The 16,460-nt window shown below is 75.0% G+C and carries 16 protein-coding genes; 11 read left to right on the top strand and 5 right to left on the bottom strand.

The genetic code is table 11. The features are described from left to right. Nucleotides 1-90: 90 nt before the first annotated feature. Nucleotides 91-726, bottom strand: coding sequence for a TetR/AcrR family transcriptional regulator C-terminal domain-containing protein (locus ACFY0X_RS15575; RefSeq protein WP_387754294.1), 636 nt, complete (start codon nt 724-726; stop codon nt 91-93). Between the two features lie 66 nt (nt 727-792). Here ACFY0X_RS15575 and ACFY0X_RS15570 point away from each other — a divergent pair, with 66 nt between their 5' ends. The 11 genes from ACFY0X_RS15570 (at nt 793) to ACFY0X_RS15520 (ending at nt 12,284) form a co-directional block, all read left to right on the top strand. Then, nucleotides 793-2,025 carry a beta-ketoacyl-[acyl-carrier-protein] synthase family protein gene (locus tag ACFY0X_RS15570; protein WP_387754291.1) on the top strand — a complete coding sequence of 411 codons (1,233 nt, stop codon included), beginning with the start codon at nt 793-795 and terminating at the stop codon, nt 2,023-2,025. Between the two features lie 153 nt (nt 2,026-2,178). Next, the gene (locus ACFY0X_RS15565; protein ID WP_387754288.1) at nt 2,179-2,703 is read left to right on the top strand and encodes a hypothetical protein; all 525 of its coding nucleotides are present in this window, start codon (nt 2,179-2,181) and stop codon (nt 2,701-2,703) included. A 149-nt stretch (nt 2,704-2,852) separates the two neighbouring features. Beyond that, nucleotides 2,853-3,815 (top strand): quinone oxidoreductase family protein, encoded by a 963-nt coding sequence (locus ACFY0X_RS15560; protein ID WP_387754286.1) that lies wholly within the window; start codon nt 2,853-2,855, stop codon nt 3,813-3,815. 17 nt (nt 3,816-3,832) lie between these two features. After that, nucleotides 3,833-4,444: a TetR/AcrR family transcriptional regulator gene (locus ACFY0X_RS15555; RefSeq protein WP_387754906.1), complete on the top strand. Its 612-nt coding sequence runs from the start codon at nt 3,833-3,835 to the stop codon at nt 4,442-4,444. Nucleotides 4,445-4,882: 438 nt separating this feature from the next. After that, on the top strand, nt 4,883-6,277 hold the full coding sequence (locus tag ACFY0X_RS15550; protein WP_387754283.1) for an MFS transporter: 1,395 nt from the start codon (nt 4,883-4,885) through the stop codon (nt 6,275-6,277). 353 nt (nt 6,278-6,630) lie between these two features. Further along, nucleotides 6,631-7,734, top strand: coding sequence for an NADH:flavin oxidoreductase/NADH oxidase (locus ACFY0X_RS15545; protein ID WP_387754281.1), 1,104 nt, complete (start codon nt 6,631-6,633; stop codon nt 7,732-7,734). A gap of 413 nt (nt 7,735-8,147) precedes the next feature. Then, nucleotides 8,148-8,606: a carboxymuconolactone decarboxylase family protein gene (locus ACFY0X_RS15540; protein WP_387754278.1), complete on the top strand. Its 459-nt coding sequence runs from the start codon at nt 8,148-8,150 to the stop codon at nt 8,604-8,606. A 628-nt stretch (nt 8,607-9,234) separates the two neighbouring features. After that, entirely contained in the window at nt 9,235-9,477 is a 243-nt protein-coding gene (locus ACFY0X_RS15535) for a hypothetical protein (RefSeq protein WP_387754275.1), read from the top strand. A gap of 10 nt (nt 9,478-9,487) precedes the next feature. Continuing rightward, nucleotides 9,488-10,189 (top strand): helix-turn-helix domain-containing protein, encoded by a 702-nt coding sequence (locus tag ACFY0X_RS15530; RefSeq protein ID WP_387754272.1) that lies wholly within the window; start codon nt 9,488-9,490, stop codon nt 10,187-10,189. Between the two features lie 342 nt (nt 10,190-10,531). After that, nucleotides 10,532-10,762, top strand: a complete 231-nt coding sequence (locus ACFY0X_RS15525; protein ID WP_387754269.1) for a hypothetical protein — start codon at nt 10,532-10,534, stop codon at nt 10,760-10,762. A gap of 865 nt (nt 10,763-11,627) precedes the next feature. Further along, complete coding sequence (locus ACFY0X_RS15520; protein WP_387754266.1) at nt 11,628-12,284, top strand: maleylpyruvate isomerase N-terminal domain-containing protein; 657 nt, start codon at nt 11,628-11,630, stop codon at nt 12,282-12,284. 553 nt (nt 12,285-12,837) lie between these two features. Here ACFY0X_RS15520 and ACFY0X_RS15515 read toward each other — a convergent pair. The 4 genes from ACFY0X_RS15515 to ACFY0X_RS15500 form a co-directional block, all read right to left on the bottom strand. After that, complete coding sequence (locus ACFY0X_RS15515) at nt 12,838-13,482, bottom strand: DUF4232 domain-containing protein (protein ID WP_387754263.1); 645 nt, start codon at nt 13,480-13,482, stop codon at nt 12,838-12,840. 196 nt (nt 13,483-13,678) lie between these two features. Then, nucleotides 13,679-14,725, bottom strand: coding sequence for a hypothetical protein (locus ACFY0X_RS15510; protein WP_387754261.1), 1,047 nt, complete (start codon nt 14,723-14,725; stop codon nt 13,679-13,681). After that, the gene (locus ACFY0X_RS15505) at nt 14,722-15,570 is read right to left on the bottom strand and encodes a hypothetical protein (protein WP_387754258.1); all 849 of its coding nucleotides are present in this window, start codon (nt 15,568-15,570) and stop codon (nt 14,722-14,724) included. Before ACFY0X_RS15505 ends, ACFY0X_RS15510 begins: the two co-directional genes overlap by 4 nt. Beyond that, complete coding sequence (locus ACFY0X_RS15500) at nt 15,567-16,400, bottom strand: hypothetical protein (RefSeq protein WP_387754256.1); 834 nt, start codon at nt 16,398-16,400, stop codon at nt 15,567-15,569. Before ACFY0X_RS15500 ends, ACFY0X_RS15505 begins: the two co-directional genes overlap by 4 nt. Between the last annotated feature and the right edge of the window lie 60 nt (nt 16,401-16,460).

Below are 16,460 nucleotides of genomic sequence, written 5' to 3'. Positions count from 1 at the left end.
GTCCCGGCCGTCGAGCGCCTGCCCGCCGGAGAGCACGGACAGCACGGACAGCAGCAGCACGCACAGCACGAACAGCACGGACGGCCGGGTTCAGTCGCCGCGCCCGGACTCGTCGTGGACGGTCAGCGCTCCGGCGAGGTCGAGGTCGGCGACGGTGCCGTTCGCCCCCGCGCGGACGAGCAGCACCGCACCGAGCGCGGTGCTCCAGAACGTCCTGGTCTCCACGTCGAGCGGGCGGCGGGCCTGCCAGCCGCGGGCGTCGAGGAGTTGGCCGACGAAGCGCTCGGACTGCCGGAACAGCAGCTGGAGGTGCCGGTCGACGACGGGGGCGAGGTCGGGCTTGGAGATCCCGGCGGCGAGTGCCCGCGCGACCGACGGGAGCGAGGGCATGGCGAGGACGGCGCGGGCGATGTTGCGCCGGAACGCCGCCGCGTCGGGGGCCTGGCGGCCGAGGCGCTCGATCCGCCGGGCGTCGTGCAGCAGGCCGAGGAAGGCGGCGTGCACGAGCAGCGAGTCCTTGGAGCCGAAGTAGTAGGTGACCTGGTTGGGGAAGACGCCCGCCGCGTTCGCGATCTCCGCGACGCTGATCTCCGCGCCGGGCCGCTGCTCGCAGAGCCGTGCGGTCGCCTCGATCAGCTGGCGCCTCGTCGCGCGACCGCGGTCACGCGAGGACACACCGGTGACCCGGGCCGGTGTCGACCGGGCTTCGGTTCGCTTCTTCTCCACCCCCGAATTGTATGTGATACAACTAGCCCCGTTCGCTTGTATGGCATACAAGAAAGGCGGAGGGGCATGCACCGGACCGAGGTCGTCGTGACCGGACTCGGCGCGACCACACCACTGGGCGGAGACGTGGAGTCGACCTGGAAGGCCCTGCTCGCAGGCGAGTCGGGCATCCGCGGCGGCGCCCTGCGCGGCCACGAGGACGCCGGCCTGCCCGACACCGCCGCCGGGACGATGGCGGTCGACCCCGCCGGGTCGCTGCCGCCGGTGCGGGCCAGGCGGCTCGACCGCTCGCAGCAGGCGGCCCTCGTCGCGGCGGCCGAGGCCTGGGCGGACGCCGGTGCCCCGCGGGTGGACCCGGACCGGCTCGCGTCGGCGATCGGCACGGGCATCGGGGGCGTGGGGACGCTGCTGAAGGAGGACGACGCCCTGGAGACGGCCGGGCGGCGGCGCGTCTCGCCGCGCACGGTGCCGATGCTCATGCCCAACGCGGCGGCGGCGCTGATCAGCATCGAGTACGGCGCGCGGGCCGGGTCCTACACGCCGGTCTCGGCGTGCTCCTCCGGCGCCGAGGCGATCGCCCTGGGGGCCCGGCTCATCCGCGCCGGGGAGGCGGACGTGGTCATCGCGGGCGGGACGGAGGCCGCGATCACCCCGATCACCGTCGCCGGCTTCGTCCAGGCGCAGGCGCTGTCGCGGTACACCGTCGAACCCGCCTCCGCGTCCCGGCCGTTCGCCGCGGACCGCAGCGGGTTCGTGCTCAGCGAGGGCGCCGCCGTCGTGGTGCTCGAAAGCGCCGAGCACGCCGCCCGGCGGGGCGCGCACGTCCACGCGGTGCTCGCGGGAGCCGGCATCGCCGCCGACGCCCACCACATCACGGCCCCCGCTCCGGACGGCTCCGGCCAGGTCCGCGCCATGCGCAAGGCCCTCGCGCAGGCCGGCCTGGCTCCCGGGCGGATCGGCCACGTCAACGCCCACGCCACCGGGACCCCGGCCGGCGACACCGCCGAGGCGCACGCGATCAGGGAGGTCTTCGGCCGCGCCACGGTGACGGCCCCCAAGGCGTCGCTCGGCCACCTCTTCGGCGCGGCCGGCGCGATCGAGGCGCTCGTCGCCGTCCTCAGCGTGGAGCACGGCGTCATCCCGCCGACCCGCAACCTCACCGCGGCCGGCGTCGCGCCCGACATCGACCTCGACGTCGTCGCCGCGCGCCGGGACGCCCCCCAGGAGGCCGTGCTCAGCAACTCCTTCGGCTTCGGCGGGCAGAACGTCTCACTCGTCGTCACCGCCGCCCGGCCGTAGGCATCCGTACCGCATCCTGCCGCAGTCGCGACGGGTTCCGCAGCAGATCGGCCCGACCCGCGGCCCCGGGGCCCTCCGGCCGCGCGCGAAGCGACACCCCCGGTTGCGGAGCGGTAGGTTGACGGCTGCCGACTCCGGGAAGGGTTCACCGACGTGACGATCGATCAGAGCGCCCTCGGCAGCGCGGTGAAGGCGGTCGTCGCCGCCGCCCGCGCCGAGGACGCGGCCGCGCTGTACCGGGCCGTGATGCCGCCGGCGGGCACGGACACACCTCCGGCCGAGGTCACCGCCTGGTTCGGGTCGCTCGTCATCCACCTGGCGCTCACCGCGGCGAGCGCTTCGAAGCTGGAGCGGGGCTGCCCCCGGGAGGCCGTCTCGGCCTGGGTCGAACAGGTGGAGGGCCCGCCGCCCACCCCGGCGCGACTGCGCGCCGCGGACCCCGACGGGATCGACCACGTCGAGGCGATGAGCGCCGCGGCGGGCTACTCCCGGTGCCGCGAGTACGCCGTCGACCTGATCGGCGTGGGCCTGATCGAGCCGGACGAGGACCCGGACGAGCGAGCCGTCGACGCCCACTGCGCGGTGACGAACGACAAGGACGCGCGGATCACCGTGATGGCGATGCTCGGGCGCCTCGCCGCGAACCCCGCCGACCCCGGCGGGCGCGGCCGGCGGTGACAACGCCGGCCGCGCCGGCCCCGGGGTGACGGCCAACCACCCCCCGACCGTACGGATTTCTGGACTTGAGGGTCCATTTCCGGCTGCCTACCGTGCTTCCCGTCCCCCCTCTCCGCGCCCGGACGGGCCCGCACAGGAAGGTGTCACCCATGCACGCGATCCGGATCGAGGAGCACGGCGGCCCCGAGGTCATGCGCTGGACCGAGCTGCCGGACCCGGTCCCCGGCCCCGGCGAGGCACTGGTGCGCCTGGGCGCGGCCGGCGTCAACTACATGGACGTCGGCGCCCGCGCCGTGGGCGGCCCGGGCTGGGCGGCGCCGGCGGTCCTGGGCGCCGAGGGCATGGGGTACGTCGTCGCGCTCGGCGAGGGAGTGGACGGGTTCGCGGCCGGCGACCGGGTGGCCTGGTTCTACCACCCGGGCAGCTACGCCGAGTTGCTCGCCGTCCCGGCCGCCTCGCTGGTCAGGGTGCCCGACGGGGTGCCGGACGAGGTCGCCGGCGGCCTGCTGATGCAGGGCCTGACCGCCGGCCACCTGAGCACCGAGACCCACCCGATCGCGCCGGGCGACACCGCGGTGGTGCACGCGGCGGCGGGCGGGGTCGGCCGACTGCTGACCCAGCTGGTCAAGGCGCGCGGCGGCGACGTGATCGCCCTGGTCTCCCGCGAGGAGAAGGCCGCCGTCGCGAAGGAGGCCGGCGCCGACCACGTGCTGGTCCACTCCGGCGGCGGCTTCGAGGACCGGATCCGCGAGCTGACCGGCGGGCGCGGCGCCGACGTCGTCTACGACGGCGGCGGCGCCGACACCTTCGCCTCCTCCCAGCTGTCCCTGCGCCCGCACGGCGTGCACGCCTACTACGGCCCCTTCATGGGCGTGCCCGAGCTGCGGCCCACCGACCTGCCGAACAGCATCCTGCTGACGTACCCGGTGGTGCACCACCACGTCCCCACCCGCGAGGCCCTGGTACGGCGCACCGGCGAGCTGTTCGACCTCGTCCTGGCGGGCCGGCTCACCCCGCACGTCACCGGCCGCTACCCGCTGGCCGAGGCGGCCCGGGCGCACGCGGACCTGGAGTCCCGGCGCACCACCGGCAAGCTGGTGCTGCTGCCGTGACCGCGGCGCGGGAGCACGTGCCGCCGACCCGCAAGGGCGCGGCGACCAGGCAGCGCATCGTCGAGGGCGCCGCCCGGGAGATCCGCGAGGAGGGCGTGTTCGCGCTGCGCCTGGAGGACGTGATGGCCCGCACCTCCACCAGCAAGAGCCAGCTGTTCCACTACTTCCCCGGCGGCAAGGACGAACTGCTGCTGGCGGTGGCCCGCTTCGAGGCGGCCCGGGTGCTGGAGGACCAGCAGCCCGAGCTGGGCGCGCTCACCTCCCGGGAGGCCTGGTGGCGGTGGCGCGACAAGGTCCTCGCCCGCTACCGCGCGCAGGGCGTCGGCTGCCCGCTGCACGTGGCGCTGTCCCAGCTGGGCACGGCCGCCGGCACGGGCGCCGGCGCGGGCCGGACGGTGGCCGCCGAGCTGCTGGGGCAGTGGCAGCGCCAACTCGCCGCCGGCATCCGCCACCTGCGGGACGACGGGACGCTCGACCCCGCACTGGACGCCGACCGGGAGGCGGCGGCGCTGCTGGCCGGGGTGCAGGGCGGGGTGCTGATCCTCCTCACCACCGGCTCCGCCGACCACCTGGAGGCGGCCCTGGACTCCGGCCTCGCCCGGCTGGGGCTGGCGCGCCCGGCGCCCTGACGCGGAGCCGACACCGGGCCCGCGGCGGCGCGTTCCGGGGCCCGCGGCGGCCCGCTCCGGGTCACGCAGCGCGCCCGCGCCCGTACGGACGGGCACCGGCCTGCTGTGGAACAGGTCACATTTCCAGGGCAGTTGGGGCTCCCGGGTGACAAGGGTCACGCCCGGCGCGCCCTGCCCGCCGTCGGCGGCGGCCACCCCCGGCAGGACTGGGCGGGCGCCGCCCGCCCACGGGCGAAGGGCCTGTCCGCTTCGGGACCTTGGTCGTGAATCCGGTCGACCTTCGGCCCGGTGGCGCCCCCACGGGGCCGGGGCAACCGTGGACGGTCGCCCGTTGTGACCGGGCGACGGCGCCGTCCGAGGTGGGCGGCGCCTTTCCCTGCCGTCTACCCGGCGCACGGTGCGCAGTGCGCGCCGTACGCTCCGGAGGACCCCCAGCACATGTCCCAGACCATCGACAACGCCCCGTATACCGCGTTCCACCGCAGGCTGGCCCTGGCCTGTTCGGGCGGCCCGCTGCTCGACGGCTACATCCTGAGCATCGTCGGCGTCGCCCTGATCGGGATGCGTCCCGACCTCGGGCTGTCCACCGCCGAGGTCAGCCTGATCGGCGCCGCCGCCCTGGTCGGAATGTTCGTCGGCGGCGCGCTCTTCGGCGTGCTGACCGACCGGATCGGCCGGGAGGTGATGTACACCGCCGACCTGCTCGTGATGGTCGCCTGCTCGGTGCTCTCCTTCTGGGTGGACGCGGTGTGGGCGATCGCCGTGCTGCGCTTCGTGCTCGGCATGGCCGTGGCCGCCGACTACCCCATCGCCACCTCGCTGCTCGCCGAGTGGCTGCCCGCCAAGCAGCGCGGCCGGCTGCTGGGGCAGCAGATCGTCGCCTGGTACGCCGGCTCCGTGCTCGCCTACGTGGTGGGCTACCTGTTCCTGGAGCTGGCCGGTCCGGGCAGCTGGCGCTGGATGCTGGCGAGTTCCACCGTGCTGTGCGTGGTGTTCCTGGTGATCCGGCGCGGCTCGCCGGAGTCGCCGCGCTGGCTGGCCGCCAACGGGCGGGTCGGCGACGCGGTGCGCGTGGTCGAGAAGCACCTCGGGGTCCGGGTCGACGGCCGGGAGCTGATGCCCGATCCGGCCGAGCGCGGCCGCCCCGCCGGCCTGCGCCTGCTGATGACCCAACCCTACCGGCGCCGCACCCTGTTCTGCGGCCTGTTCTTCCTGTGCCAGGTCGGCCCGCTGTTCGCGATGCTCACCTTCGGCCCGCAGATCCTCTCCTCCTTCGGCATGCCGGGCGGCACCGTGATGGAGACCCTCGGCACCGGTCTGATCAGCCTGGTCTTCCTGCTCGGCTGCTACCCGGCGCTGCGCCTGATCGACACCCGCGGCCGGCGGCCCGTCATCATCTGGTCGTTCGCGCTGATGACCGTCCCGCTGGCACTGCTGGGCGTGTGGCCCACCGCCCCGGCGGCGGTGGCGCTGCTGGCGCTGTGCGCGTACGCCTTCCTGTGCGGCGGGCCGAACGTGCTCGACTGGACGTACCCCAACGAGCTGTTCCCGACCGAGATCCGGGCCACCGCCGTGGGCGTGGCCACCTCGGTCAGCCGGATCGGCGCGGCCGTCGGCACCTACCTGCTGCCGCTGTCGCTGACCGGGCTCGGCACCGGCCCGACCATGCTGATCGCCGCCGGGACCACCGCCCTCGGCCTGCTGGTCTGCGTCATGTGGGCCGAGGAGACCCGGGGCACCGCCCTCGGCGCCTCCCCGGCGGCCGCCTCCGCCGCCCCGCGCGCCACCCACGGCGCCGTCCCGGCCCAGCGGGTCCCGCAGACGGCGCGCTGACGGCCCGGCACGTGCCGTACGGCGTGCGGCACGTGTCCCGCCTCGACGGCGCCGCCCGGTCCCCCGGGCGGCGCCGTCCGGCGTTGCGGGGGCGTCGACTCCCGCGCTTCGTCCGCGTGTCGATCCTTCGTGCCCGATCACGATCCCGCGCCCCGCCCGGGCGGGGCGCTCCCCGACGGCCTACGTTCCCGGTCCCATGCGGGCGGGCAGGGGCGAGTGCGGCGGCGGGGGCACCCCTTGCGAATGCCTGCGCGCGCAACTATTGTTTGGGAATGTAAATGCAGCTGCAAAAGTTGCATGCTCACTCACCCTTTCGCCCGGCGCCAGCCGACCCCACCGGGAGTCCGACCGACATGAGCACCTCTCTCTTCGCGCCCCTCACCCTGCGGGCCCTGACCGTCTCCAACCGGATCTGGATGCCGGCGATGTGCCAGTACAGCGCCGCCCCGGACGGGGAGGCGGCCGGCGTGCCGACCGACTGGCACTTCGCCCACCTCGCGGCCCGCGCCGCCGGCGGCACCGGGCTGATCATCACGGAGGCCACCGCGGTCAGCCCCGAGGGGCGCATCAGCCCGTACGACCTCGGCATCTGGAACGACGAGCAGGCCGCGGCCTTCCGCCGGATCACCTCCTTCCTGAAGAGCCAGGGCACCGTGCCGGCGATCCAGCTCGCCCACGCCGGCCGCAAGGCCTCCACCGAGCGGACCTGGGTCGACCGCGGGCGCCCCGTCACCCCGGACGAGGAGCACGGCTGGACCCCGGTCGGCCCCAGCGCCGAGGCCTTCTCCCCCGCCCACGCCACGCCCGACGAGCTGACCGAGGAGCAGATCGGCGGGATCGTGCGGCAGTTCGCCGACGCCGCCCGGCGCGCGCTCGACGCCGGCTTCCAGGTCGCCGAGGTCCACGGCGCCCACGGCTACCTGGTCCACCAGTTCCTCTCCCCCGCCTCCAACCACCGCACCGACGGCTACGGCGGCTCCTTCGAGGGCCGCATCCGCTTCGCGCTGGAGGTCGTCGACGCCGTCCGCTCGGTGTGGCCCGAGGACCTGCCGGTCTTCTTCCGCGTCTCCGCGACCGACTGGCTCACCGAGGACCCGCAGGACGGCCGCGAGGGGTGGACCTCCGAGGACACCGTGCGCCTCGCCAAGGAGCTCCAGGCCCACGGCGTCGACCTGCTCGACGTCTCCACCGGCGGCGTCGTGCCCGACGCCCGGATCGAGGCCGCGCCGGGCTTCCAGGTGCCCTTCGCCGAGGCCGTGCGCCGCGAGACCGACCTGCCGGTGGCCGCCGTCGGCCTGATCACCGACGCCGCCCAGGCCCAGGCCGTGCTCACCGAGGGCCGCGCCGACGCCGTCCTGATCGGCCGTGAACTGCTGCGCGACCCCTACTGGGCCCGCCACGCCGCCGCCGAACTCGGCGGCGAGGTCACCACCCCCGTCCAGTACCACCGCGCCTGACCCCCGCGGGCGCCCGTACGGCGGCGGGGAGCCGGGCGGCCGGCTCCCCGCCCTGCGGGCGCCCGGCGCATCGCGGTCGACTCATGCCACCCACGCCGTGCAACCCGTGCACCACGGCCTTCCCGCCGGGTGGCGCCGGCAGCCGCCGCCCGGCGCGGCGCTCGTGGCGCACTGCCCGCTCGTGGGTGGCGTCCTGATGCGGGGCCATCCCTTCGGGTGGTTTGCGCACAGGAAATCTTTCGGCCCGGATAGGGCGCAGTGATGCCATTTCAGGGGGGTTCGACCGCAAATCTTCCTGCGAAGGCGGGGCGGCGTGGTGGGCTTGAGTTCGAGTGCACTCCAAGTCCTACGGTTCTGCCGTGGTTCGGGCCGCCGGTGGTCGGCGGCCGGGAGACGGGACAGGAGCATTGCAGATGAGCACGTCCGCGAACGAGGCCGAGGTCCGCCGGGAGCGCTTCACGCACGGGTTGGAGGTGCTCGACCGCATCGACGGCGAGGTCGGGCGGCGGGTGGTGGACTCACTGGGGGACATCAGCCCCGAGCTCGGGCACCAGATCGTGGCCTGGGGGTTCGGGGAGATCTACAGCCGCCCCGGGCTGCCGCCGCGCGAGCGGCAGCTGGTCACCCTGGGCATGCTCACCGCGCTCGGCGGGTGCGAGCCGCAGTTGGAGGTCCACGTCAACGCCTCGCTGAACGTCGGGCTGACGCCGCAGGAGATCGTCGAGGCGCTGCTGCACTCCGCCGCCTACTGCGGTTTCCCGAAGGCCCTCAACGCCACCTTCGTCGCCAAGAAGGTGTTCGGCGAGCGCGGCCTGCTGCCGGTCACGGCGGACCGACCCGAGGACCGGGCCGAGGACCGGTCGGCCGACTGACCGCCTGTCGGCCTGACCGCCCGCCCCGCCGGCCGGCTGATCGGCTGACCCGGCAGCCGGCCGGACGGCCCGCTGGTGCGGGCCCGGGTGCGGCGGGGCCGCCCCTGGCCGGCCCTGCTGGAACAGGGCAGGCCGGATCCCCTGGATGGTGTCGAGTGGCAACGGCCGGGGAGACCGCGTTCGTCGGACGGGGGTGGGCGCCTTCCGCCCAGCCGGCTTCCCGCCGCCCCCGTCGTCGTGCCGATTGCCGCGCCGAGCCCCGGCACCTCCGGCTCCGGGCCCGGGGCGGGGCTTGTGCGGGGACGTACCCCGCCGACAGCCACCAAGACTGGCGTTTTTCGCGCCCCCGTGGCAAGCCCGAAAGGGTGCGCGAGGTCGGACGCGGCGGGCCGCCGGAGCCCGCAGGCGGGAGCGGGCGGCGGGTGTGAGCTGCGGATTTTCCCTGACGGTTTCTCAACTTCGAGTGGGACAAAGCGAGAAACGGCGCCGTAAAGCGGTGGACCGCCGCCGTGGCCCACGGCAACCCTATACGTGGGCGTCCAGCCCGACCGGCCCTGGAAGGCCGGTCGGGCGCACGAGGACCCCGGTCGAGTGGCAACCCCCCGCAACCCAGCGAAGCGGAGACCGCATGGAACAGCAGTACACCCCGGCCGCGCACGCGGCGTGCGTCGAGATCCGGACGGCACCCGGCACCGGGGTGCCGGTCCCGGCCACCGTGCTCGTGGTCGTCGTCCTCCTCCTCACCACCGCCCTGACCGCCTCCGGCACCCCCGCCCGCACCGCCGTCGCCACCCTGGCCGCCGCCGGACTGCTCGGCACGGAGCTGGCCCGCCGCCTGGCCGAGGCGCTCACCGCCCACCGGGCCCGCTAGGCGGCGGCCGGTGGGGCGCCTGAACAGCGCCCTGGCTGAGCGGGACAAGGAGGTCCGGACGCTCGCGCAGTGGCTGCGCGGGCTGCGCGAGCGCTCCGGCCTCACCTACAGCCAGATGGCGCACAAGACCGCCGGGTTCACCCAGCCCGTCTCCCTCGCCACCCTCTCCCGCGCGGACGAGGGCCGCACCGTGCCGACCTGGCCGGTCACCGAGGCCTACACCCGGGCCTGCGGCGGCTCGGTGCGCACCGCCGAGCGGCTGTGGCTGCGCGCCGACGCCAACCGGCCCGGTCGGCGCACGGGCAAGCGGCTGCCGGGCCCACCACCCGCGCCCGGCGCGGGCCGGGCCCTGCGCTACGTCACGGAGCGCTCCGAACTGCTCCTCGCCATGCGGCGGCTGCGGCTGCGCGCCGGCAGCCCGTCCCTGCGCGAACTGGAAGCCCGCGCGGTACGGGCCGCCGTGAGCCACCTGCCGCGCAGCACCCTGCACGGGGTGCTGACGGGCGAACGGGACTGCACCGAGCGCGTCCTCGTCGAGTTCGTCCGGGCCTGCGGAGCCGGCCCGGCGGAGGAGGCCGAGTGGATCGCCGCCCTGCACCGCACCCGCACCGCACCACCCCCCGACATCCGCCGCCAACTCGCCGACGCCCACGCCGAGATCCACCGCCTACGCCACGCCCTCGACCGCCACCCCTCCCCCGGCACCCCCTGACGCCCCCGGGTGTGGAGTGGAAGACTGAGGCCGAAGCGCAGAACCGCACAGAGGATCCAGACGCCCATGCCGAATCCACTCGACGCTCCGGACGCGGTGTCAGACGCGGCTGAACCACTGGAGGAACTGCTCGACGACTGCAACTGGGGGGTGTCGTCCGTACAGCTGCTCCACGTGGTCCCCGTGGCCGGGGTGACGCCCGGGCATGACCGGCTGAAGGATCTCGCTCAATCCGTGTGCCACCCGGGGGCCCGTGGACGCCAGGCAGGAACGTCGGTCGTCCCGTTCGAGTCACCGCGGGCCTGGCGGGACGTATTCCGCCGCCAGGTGATCGACGGGTTCATGCACTCCGCCCAGAGGTCCTCGGACCCCGACGTGCGCACCCCCGCCGAGATCCGGGGGGCCGGCGAACTCGCCGACGGCGTTGCCGACGTCATCGAAGCACACCTGGGGCCCGTCCGAAGCGCCGGTGACGTCAACGGCCCGTACCTGGTCGACGACATATGGTGCCGCAACCTGCTGTTGGTCACCGACAACTGGGCCACCATCCTGCACCTCGGGTTCTCCGACTGACCGAGCACCTCCCCGTCCACTGCGGCCCCGCAGCCGGCAGTCGGATCTCCCCCGAGAACACCCCACACTCACACCAGGGCCGACCGGGAAGTCGACCGGCCCGACTTCCCGTGCCGCAGCGGAGGCGGAGGCGAAGACGGAGCCGCCCCACCCAACCTCCCACCCCACACCCGGCACGCCGCTGGGAAGCGCACCCTCGATGTGCGGCACCGTGCGCAGCGGAGCAGGAAGTCGACCGGGCCGACTTCCCGTGCCGCAGCGGGCGGTGAGGTCTCCAGCGAGAACCTCAGCACGCACACCAAGGCGGAGCAAGAAGTCGGCCAGCTCGACTTCCCACGCCGGATAGGCGGCACCCCCATCGAAGGGGTGTAGCGCTCACACAGAGCGGGAGTGAAAAGTCGGCGGGTCCGACTTCCCGTACCGCAGCGGCAACGGAGGCGAAGACGGAGCAGAAAGCCGCCCCACTCAACTTCCCCCTCCGCACCCGCACGCCCCCGAGGCCGCACCCTCAATGTTCGGCACCCATCCGCAGCGGAGCAGGAAGTCGACTGGGCCGACTTCCCATGCCGGGCGGACGGCACCTCCGGCGCAAGGCGTGCACGGCTCGCGCGGAGGATGGAGCAGGAAGTCGACCCGGTCGACTTCCCGTGCCGCAGCGGGCGGTGAGGTCTCCAGCGAGAACCTCAGCACTCACGCCAAGGTGGAGCGGGAAGTCGGCCGGGCCGACTTCCCGTGCGGGGCGGACGACACCTGCGGCGCAACGGGCGCGGGGCTCGCGCGGAGGGTGGAGGGGAAGTCGGCGGGGCCGACTTTTGGTGCTGCGGCGGGCGGGAGGGTGGTGGGGCCGTGGTGGTAGCTTGCGGGGGTGGGGCTCTTCGGGCGGTCGTGGGTGGCGTTGCGGGCGGCGGTGGACGGGCTCGCGGAGGAGGACTTCGCGCAGCCGTCGGGGTGTGCGGGCTGGTTGGTGCGGGATCTGGTCTGCCATCTGGTGATCGACGCGCAGGATGTGCTGATCACCCTGGTGACCCCCTCCCCGGAAGAGCCGACCCGTGACGCCGCGTCGTACTGGGAGGTCCACCGGGAGCCGCCGGACGGGCAGGACCCGCTGGCCGCGCTGACCGTACGGCTGGCCGCCGCGTACGGGGACCCGGCGCTGCTGCGCTTCCACCTGGACGACGTCGGCTCCGCGGCGGGCCGGGCCGCCGACCTCGCCGACCCGCGGCTGCGGGTGGCCACCCAGGGGCAGGTGCTGACCGCCGCCGACTACCTGGACGCGTACGTGCTGGAGTGGACGCTGCACCACCTGGACCTGGTCGCGCACCTGCCACACGTGCCCGGCCCGCCCGCCGAGGGGCTGGCCGCGGCACGGAGGCTGCTGGAGCGGATCGCCGGGGCCCCGTTCCCGGCCGCCCTGTCCGACGCGGACGCGCTGCTGGTCGGCACCGGGCGGCGGGCCCCGAGCGAGGCCGAGCGGACCGCCCTGGGGACGCTCGGGGAACGGGTCCCGTTCGTCCTCGGGTGACTCGGAGCCGCCCGGCAGAGCTCAGTTGTCGGGGCAGGGCCGGTCCGGGCCCGGAGCGGGGTTTGGGGCGCGAGGAGACGGTCGTAGCCGGCCTCGAACCGTTTTGCGGGGATCGGGTATCCGTCGGGGTCGAGGGTGTGCCGGCCCGTGACGTTGACGCCGACGAGGACCGACAGCACGTCCGGGCGCGCGTCGAGCACGTCCGGGCGCCAGCGGGCTTCCAGGTCCATCACCTTGTCGCCCGCGTTCGCGGTGTTCAGCCAGGTCACGGGGCGGTCCGGGTGCCGGTGGGCCCATTCGCCCGCGACGCGCAGCGGGTGGCCGGTGCCGAGGCCGTCCTCGCTCTCCCGGCGCCGGCAGTCGGTGATCGAGTCGCCGGTGAACATCACGGTGCTTCCCGGTCGGATGGTGATCGGCATGGGCGCTCCCCGGAAGAGGCGGGACGGGACCTCTCGAAGGTGCCCGGCCGTACCGTCACCGCGCCGTCAGCGCACCGACGGTCTGAGGCACCGCGCTGCCATCCGGCTTTCAGCAGCGACCATATGACGTCTCGTCAGTTCACCGGGACGGCGTCCTTGGGCAGGGTGTGCCAGTTGGTGACGACCGGCTTGTCGACCGGGGTGGCTCCGACGGGGACGCTCGCCGGGTTCGGGTCGGGGTTGCCGATGCCGATGACGGCGTCGGTGAACTCGACGGCCTGGTTGCCCTTGGTGGTCTTGGCCATGATGCCCGCGTAGGCGGTCTTGGCCCCGCTGAGGGTGATCGGCTCTGCGGTGCCGTGCTCGACGGGCGCGGCCTCGATGCCGCCGGAGCCGAACGCGATGACGGGGTGGGTGCCGGGGAGCGTGCAGGTGATGCCCGGCTTGGCCTTGGCGCTGATCAGGATGTAACCGCCGCCCTGGCTCTCGGACTTGGCGGAGAAGACCAGGTCGTTGGCGCCGCAGGCCTGGCCGTAGCCGCTCTTGTCGGCGGAGGTCGCGGAGGCGGACGGGGCGGCGGGGGCCTTGGGCGGGGCGCTCTTCGTGGGCGCGGCTCCGGCCGGTGCGGCCGTGGCCGGGGCAGCCGTGGCCGGTGCGGGCGCGGCGGCGGTGGCGGCGGGAGCGGGGCTCGCGTCGCTGTTCTCCGGGCCGCAGGCCGTCGCGGCGGCGGCGATCGCCGTGACGGCGGCGGCGGTGAGGACGAGGCGGCGCGTGCGCATGGGTTCTCCTGCGGTCGTTGGGATGACGGTGCCGGTCTCGTGCCGGTCTCTGCTGCGTCATCACCGTACGGCGGGGTCGTTCACGGGCCGGTGCGGGAAATATCCCGATCCTGTGCCAGAAACCGGCGCCCGGACGGACGGCGGGCCGGCGCCCCGGAGTGGGGGCGCCGGCCCGGTCGCGGCGGGTGGGTCGGGGTCAGACCAGCAGGTCCGCCTGGAGGGTGACGACCTGGCGGAAGGGGGTGACGGGGACGCCGGCGGGGTTGGTCATGGTGACGACGGCGAGGATGTCGGAGGCGGAGAGGTAGCCGAAGCGGGCGGTGGGGGCGCCGCCGGGGCCGGCCGTGGTGGATTCCATGGTGGTGAGGCTGGTGCCGTCGACGGTGTCCCAGCTGTCGTGGGGGGTCGTCCTGGTGTCGGGTGCGGCCTTGGGGCGGGCCTTGGCGCGCAGGGCGCCGAAGGCCTCCCAGGACTCCCGGAAGGAGCCGAAGCGCAGCAGCCGGATCTGGGTGCGGGTGCCGTCGGAGGCGGTCCACTCCCGGACGGTGGCCGCGCGGCAGGCTTCCTCCAGGAGCAGGGCGTGCACCCGGGCCGCGTCCTGCTGTTCCTCGGCGATCGCGTCGCAGGGCACCCACTGGCCGAGCCCGGAGGCGGCGGCGGGCGTGGCGGCCGGGGCCGAGGCCGTCGGGGCCGGGGCGGCCGGGGAGGCCGGGGAGGCCGGGGAGGCCGGGGAGGCCGGGGAGGCGGTGGGCGATCCGGACGGGGTGGGGCCGAGGGTGGGGGCCGGGAAGACGGGCGGGGTCAGCGAGCCGCCGGCCTCCTTGGGGGCGGGCAGCAGCAGGTGGCGCAGGTCCGCGTGGTGCGGGGTCTTGCCCTTGTCGTCCGGGGCGGCCTTGCCAGCGGGCAGCGGCGGCAGGGTCAGCGGGGCGAAGGTGTAGCGGCCGTCGCCCGCGGTGGCCAGGCCGGGCAGGTCGGTGCGCTCGGGCGCGGTGACCGCCAGGGCGGTGCCGGTGCCGGCGAGGACGAACACCAGGGCGGCGCAGCTCCAGCGCACCGCGGCCTTGCGGCGACGGTCCCGGCGGGCCTCCTGCTCCGCGAGGACGGCGGGGTCCTCAGGGACGGGAACGGGAACGGCCTCGGGAGCGGCGACGGTCTCCGAAGCGGCTGCGGCCTCGGGAACGGCGACCGCCTCGGGAACGGCGACGGCCTCGGGAGCGGTCGGCGGGGCGGACTGGTCGGTCATACGGAGGCTCCCGGGCGGGCGAGGCGGTCGAGCTGGAGGGTGAAGAGGGCGACGATCCTGTCCTTGGGCAGCGGTGCCACGCCCTCGGCGCTCATGATCACCAGGAGGTCGCCCTCGGCGGCCGAGCACTCCAGGTAGTCGATCGGCGCGGACGGCGGGGCCGGCATCAGGTAGCAGTGCGCCTCGGGGTGGCCGGGGACGGCCGGGCCGACCCGGAACAGGCCGGTGTCGCCGGTGAAGACCGCGGTGTACTCGTTGATCCGCTGCACTTCCTGCTGGTTGAACTGGCGCAGCTTCAGGCCGATCACCAAGTCGTCCCCGTCGGCGCGGTAGGTGCGCACGCCGGTGGCCTTGACGTGCATGCCCTCCCAGTAGGAGCGCATCGTGTCGCGCTTCTCCTTGGGGAGCTGCTGGAGGTCGGCGTCCAGTTCGGCGGACAGCTGCTCGCGGTTCAACTCCGTGTCGTTGCCGTAGCCGCCGTCGTCCGGGCCGGGCTGGTAGCCGGCCGGGACGGGCAGCAGCAGGTCGCGCAGCGAGCCGAAGTGGCTGCCGTTGGACTTGGCGCCGTACGGCGTGGCGGTCGCGGTGGGGACGGGAGCGGCGGCCGGGGCGGCGGCGACGGCCGGCGCGGGGTCGTCGTCGTACTGGGTCTTGATGATGCCGACGCCGATGGCCACGCCGACCAGCGCGGCCGCGGCGGTCGCGGCGCCCGCGCGCAGCAGGCGGCGGGAGGCGGGGCTCGGCGGGGGGCTCGGCGGGGCGGGGGCCTCGGGCGCGGGCGTCGGCTCGGGCGCGGCGGGGGCCTCGGGCGCGGCCGGGGTCGCGGTCATCGTGTCGTCGTTCATACGAGCCGCTCCCACTGCCGCTTGGCGAGGTCCTTGAGGGTGTCGGGGTTCACCGGCTGGGTGCCGAAGACCTCGATCGTCATCTGCAGCGAGCCGCGCTTGGCGATGGCCTCGCCGTAGTAGTACTGCTCGGTGCTCTCGGCCCAGTGGTGGGGCTCGGGGTCCACCTTGTAGCCGCCGTTGGCGTTCTCGGCGAACGTCTGCGGCCAGGCGGGGGACTTCGCGTTGTCGGCGTGGTCCGCGGTGTACTGGACCAGTTGGACGCGGTACCGGACGTCGTCCTTCTTCCAGTCCACCTCGGCCGCGCGGCGGAAGCCGTTCGCGGCGAGGTCCTTGAACATGGCGGCCGACCTGCCGCTGCGCTCGGCGACCTCGCCGATCGAGATCCAGCTCGGCTTGTCCGGGTAGTCCGCCCAGGGGGTGCTGCCTTCGGGGGCGCTGACCAGCAGCTTGGTCAGGTCGCCGTCGATGGCGAGCGGCCCGGGCTGCTCGGCGGCGAGGGCGGCCGGGTCGACCGTCTCGGCCGGGTACGACGGGCGGACGACCTGCAGCGGCGGCAGCGGCGTGGGCGGGCGCTGGGCCTGCACGGCGTAGCCGACGCCGCCGCCGGCCAGGGTGCCCAGCACCAGGGCGCAGACGGTCAGCAGCACGGGGCGGGGGCGGCGCGGGGCGCGCGGGGCGGGGGCGGGCTCGGCCGCGCCCTCGGCCGCGAACGGCTCGGCGGGGACGGCAGGCGCGACGGGCACGGCAGGCGCGACGGGCACGGCGGGCGGCGGCGGGACAGCGGCCGCGGGCGCGGCGGGCACCGGCTCCGCGGATTCGGTGGTCACGGAAGTGGCTCCAGAAGAGGAAGGGAAGGAGGTGGCGTCGGGCGGGCGGTCGGGGCCGGG

This window comes from Kitasatospora sp. NPDC001547 (genome assembly GCF_042894165.1).
GTDB lineage: Bacteria > Actinomycetota > Actinomycetes > Streptomycetales > Streptomycetaceae > Kitasatospora.
Note: the sequence above shows the minus strand (reverse complement) of the source record. Positions and strands in the feature narration are given on the sequence as shown.

What these genes read in the sequence shown, in the direction of transcription:
- ACFY0X_RS15515 (WP_387754263.1), bottom strand. Translation starts at nt 13,482, where the DNA reads ATGCGCACGCGCCGCCTCGTCCTCACCGCCGCCGCCGTCACGGCGATC.
- ACFY0X_RS15570 (WP_387754291.1), top strand. Translation starts at nt 793, where the DNA reads ATGCACCGGACCGAGGTCGTCGTGACCGGACTCGGCGCGACCACACCA.
- ACFY0X_RS15550 (WP_387754283.1), top strand. Translation starts at nt 4,883, where the DNA reads ATGTCCCAGACCATCGACAACGCCCCGTATACCGCGTTCCACCGCAGG.
- ACFY0X_RS15505 (WP_387754258.1), bottom strand. Translation starts at nt 15,570, where the DNA reads ATGAACGACGACACGATGACCGCGACCCCGGCCGCGCCCGAGGCCCCC.
- ACFY0X_RS15535 (WP_387754275.1), top strand. Translation starts at nt 9,235, where the DNA reads ATGGAACAGCAGTACACCCCGGCCGCGCACGCGGCGTGCGTCGAGATC.
- ACFY0X_RS15540 (WP_387754278.1), top strand. Translation starts at nt 8,148, where the DNA reads ATGAGCACGTCCGCGAACGAGGCCGAGGTCCGCCGGGAGCGCTTCACG.
- ACFY0X_RS15545 (WP_387754281.1), top strand. Translation starts at nt 6,631, where the DNA reads ATGAGCACCTCTCTCTTCGCGCCCCTCACCCTGCGGGCCCTGACCGTC.
- ACFY0X_RS15560 (WP_387754286.1), top strand. Translation starts at nt 2,853, where the DNA reads ATGCACGCGATCCGGATCGAGGAGCACGGCGGCCCCGAGGTCATGCGC.
- ACFY0X_RS15510 (WP_387754261.1), bottom strand. Translation starts at nt 14,725, where the DNA reads ATGACCGACCAGTCCGCCCCGCCGACCGCTCCCGAGGCCGTCGCCGTT.
- ACFY0X_RS15525 (WP_387754269.1), top strand. Translation starts at nt 10,532, where the DNA reads ATGCACTCCGCCCAGAGGTCCTCGGACCCCGACGTGCGCACCCCCGCC.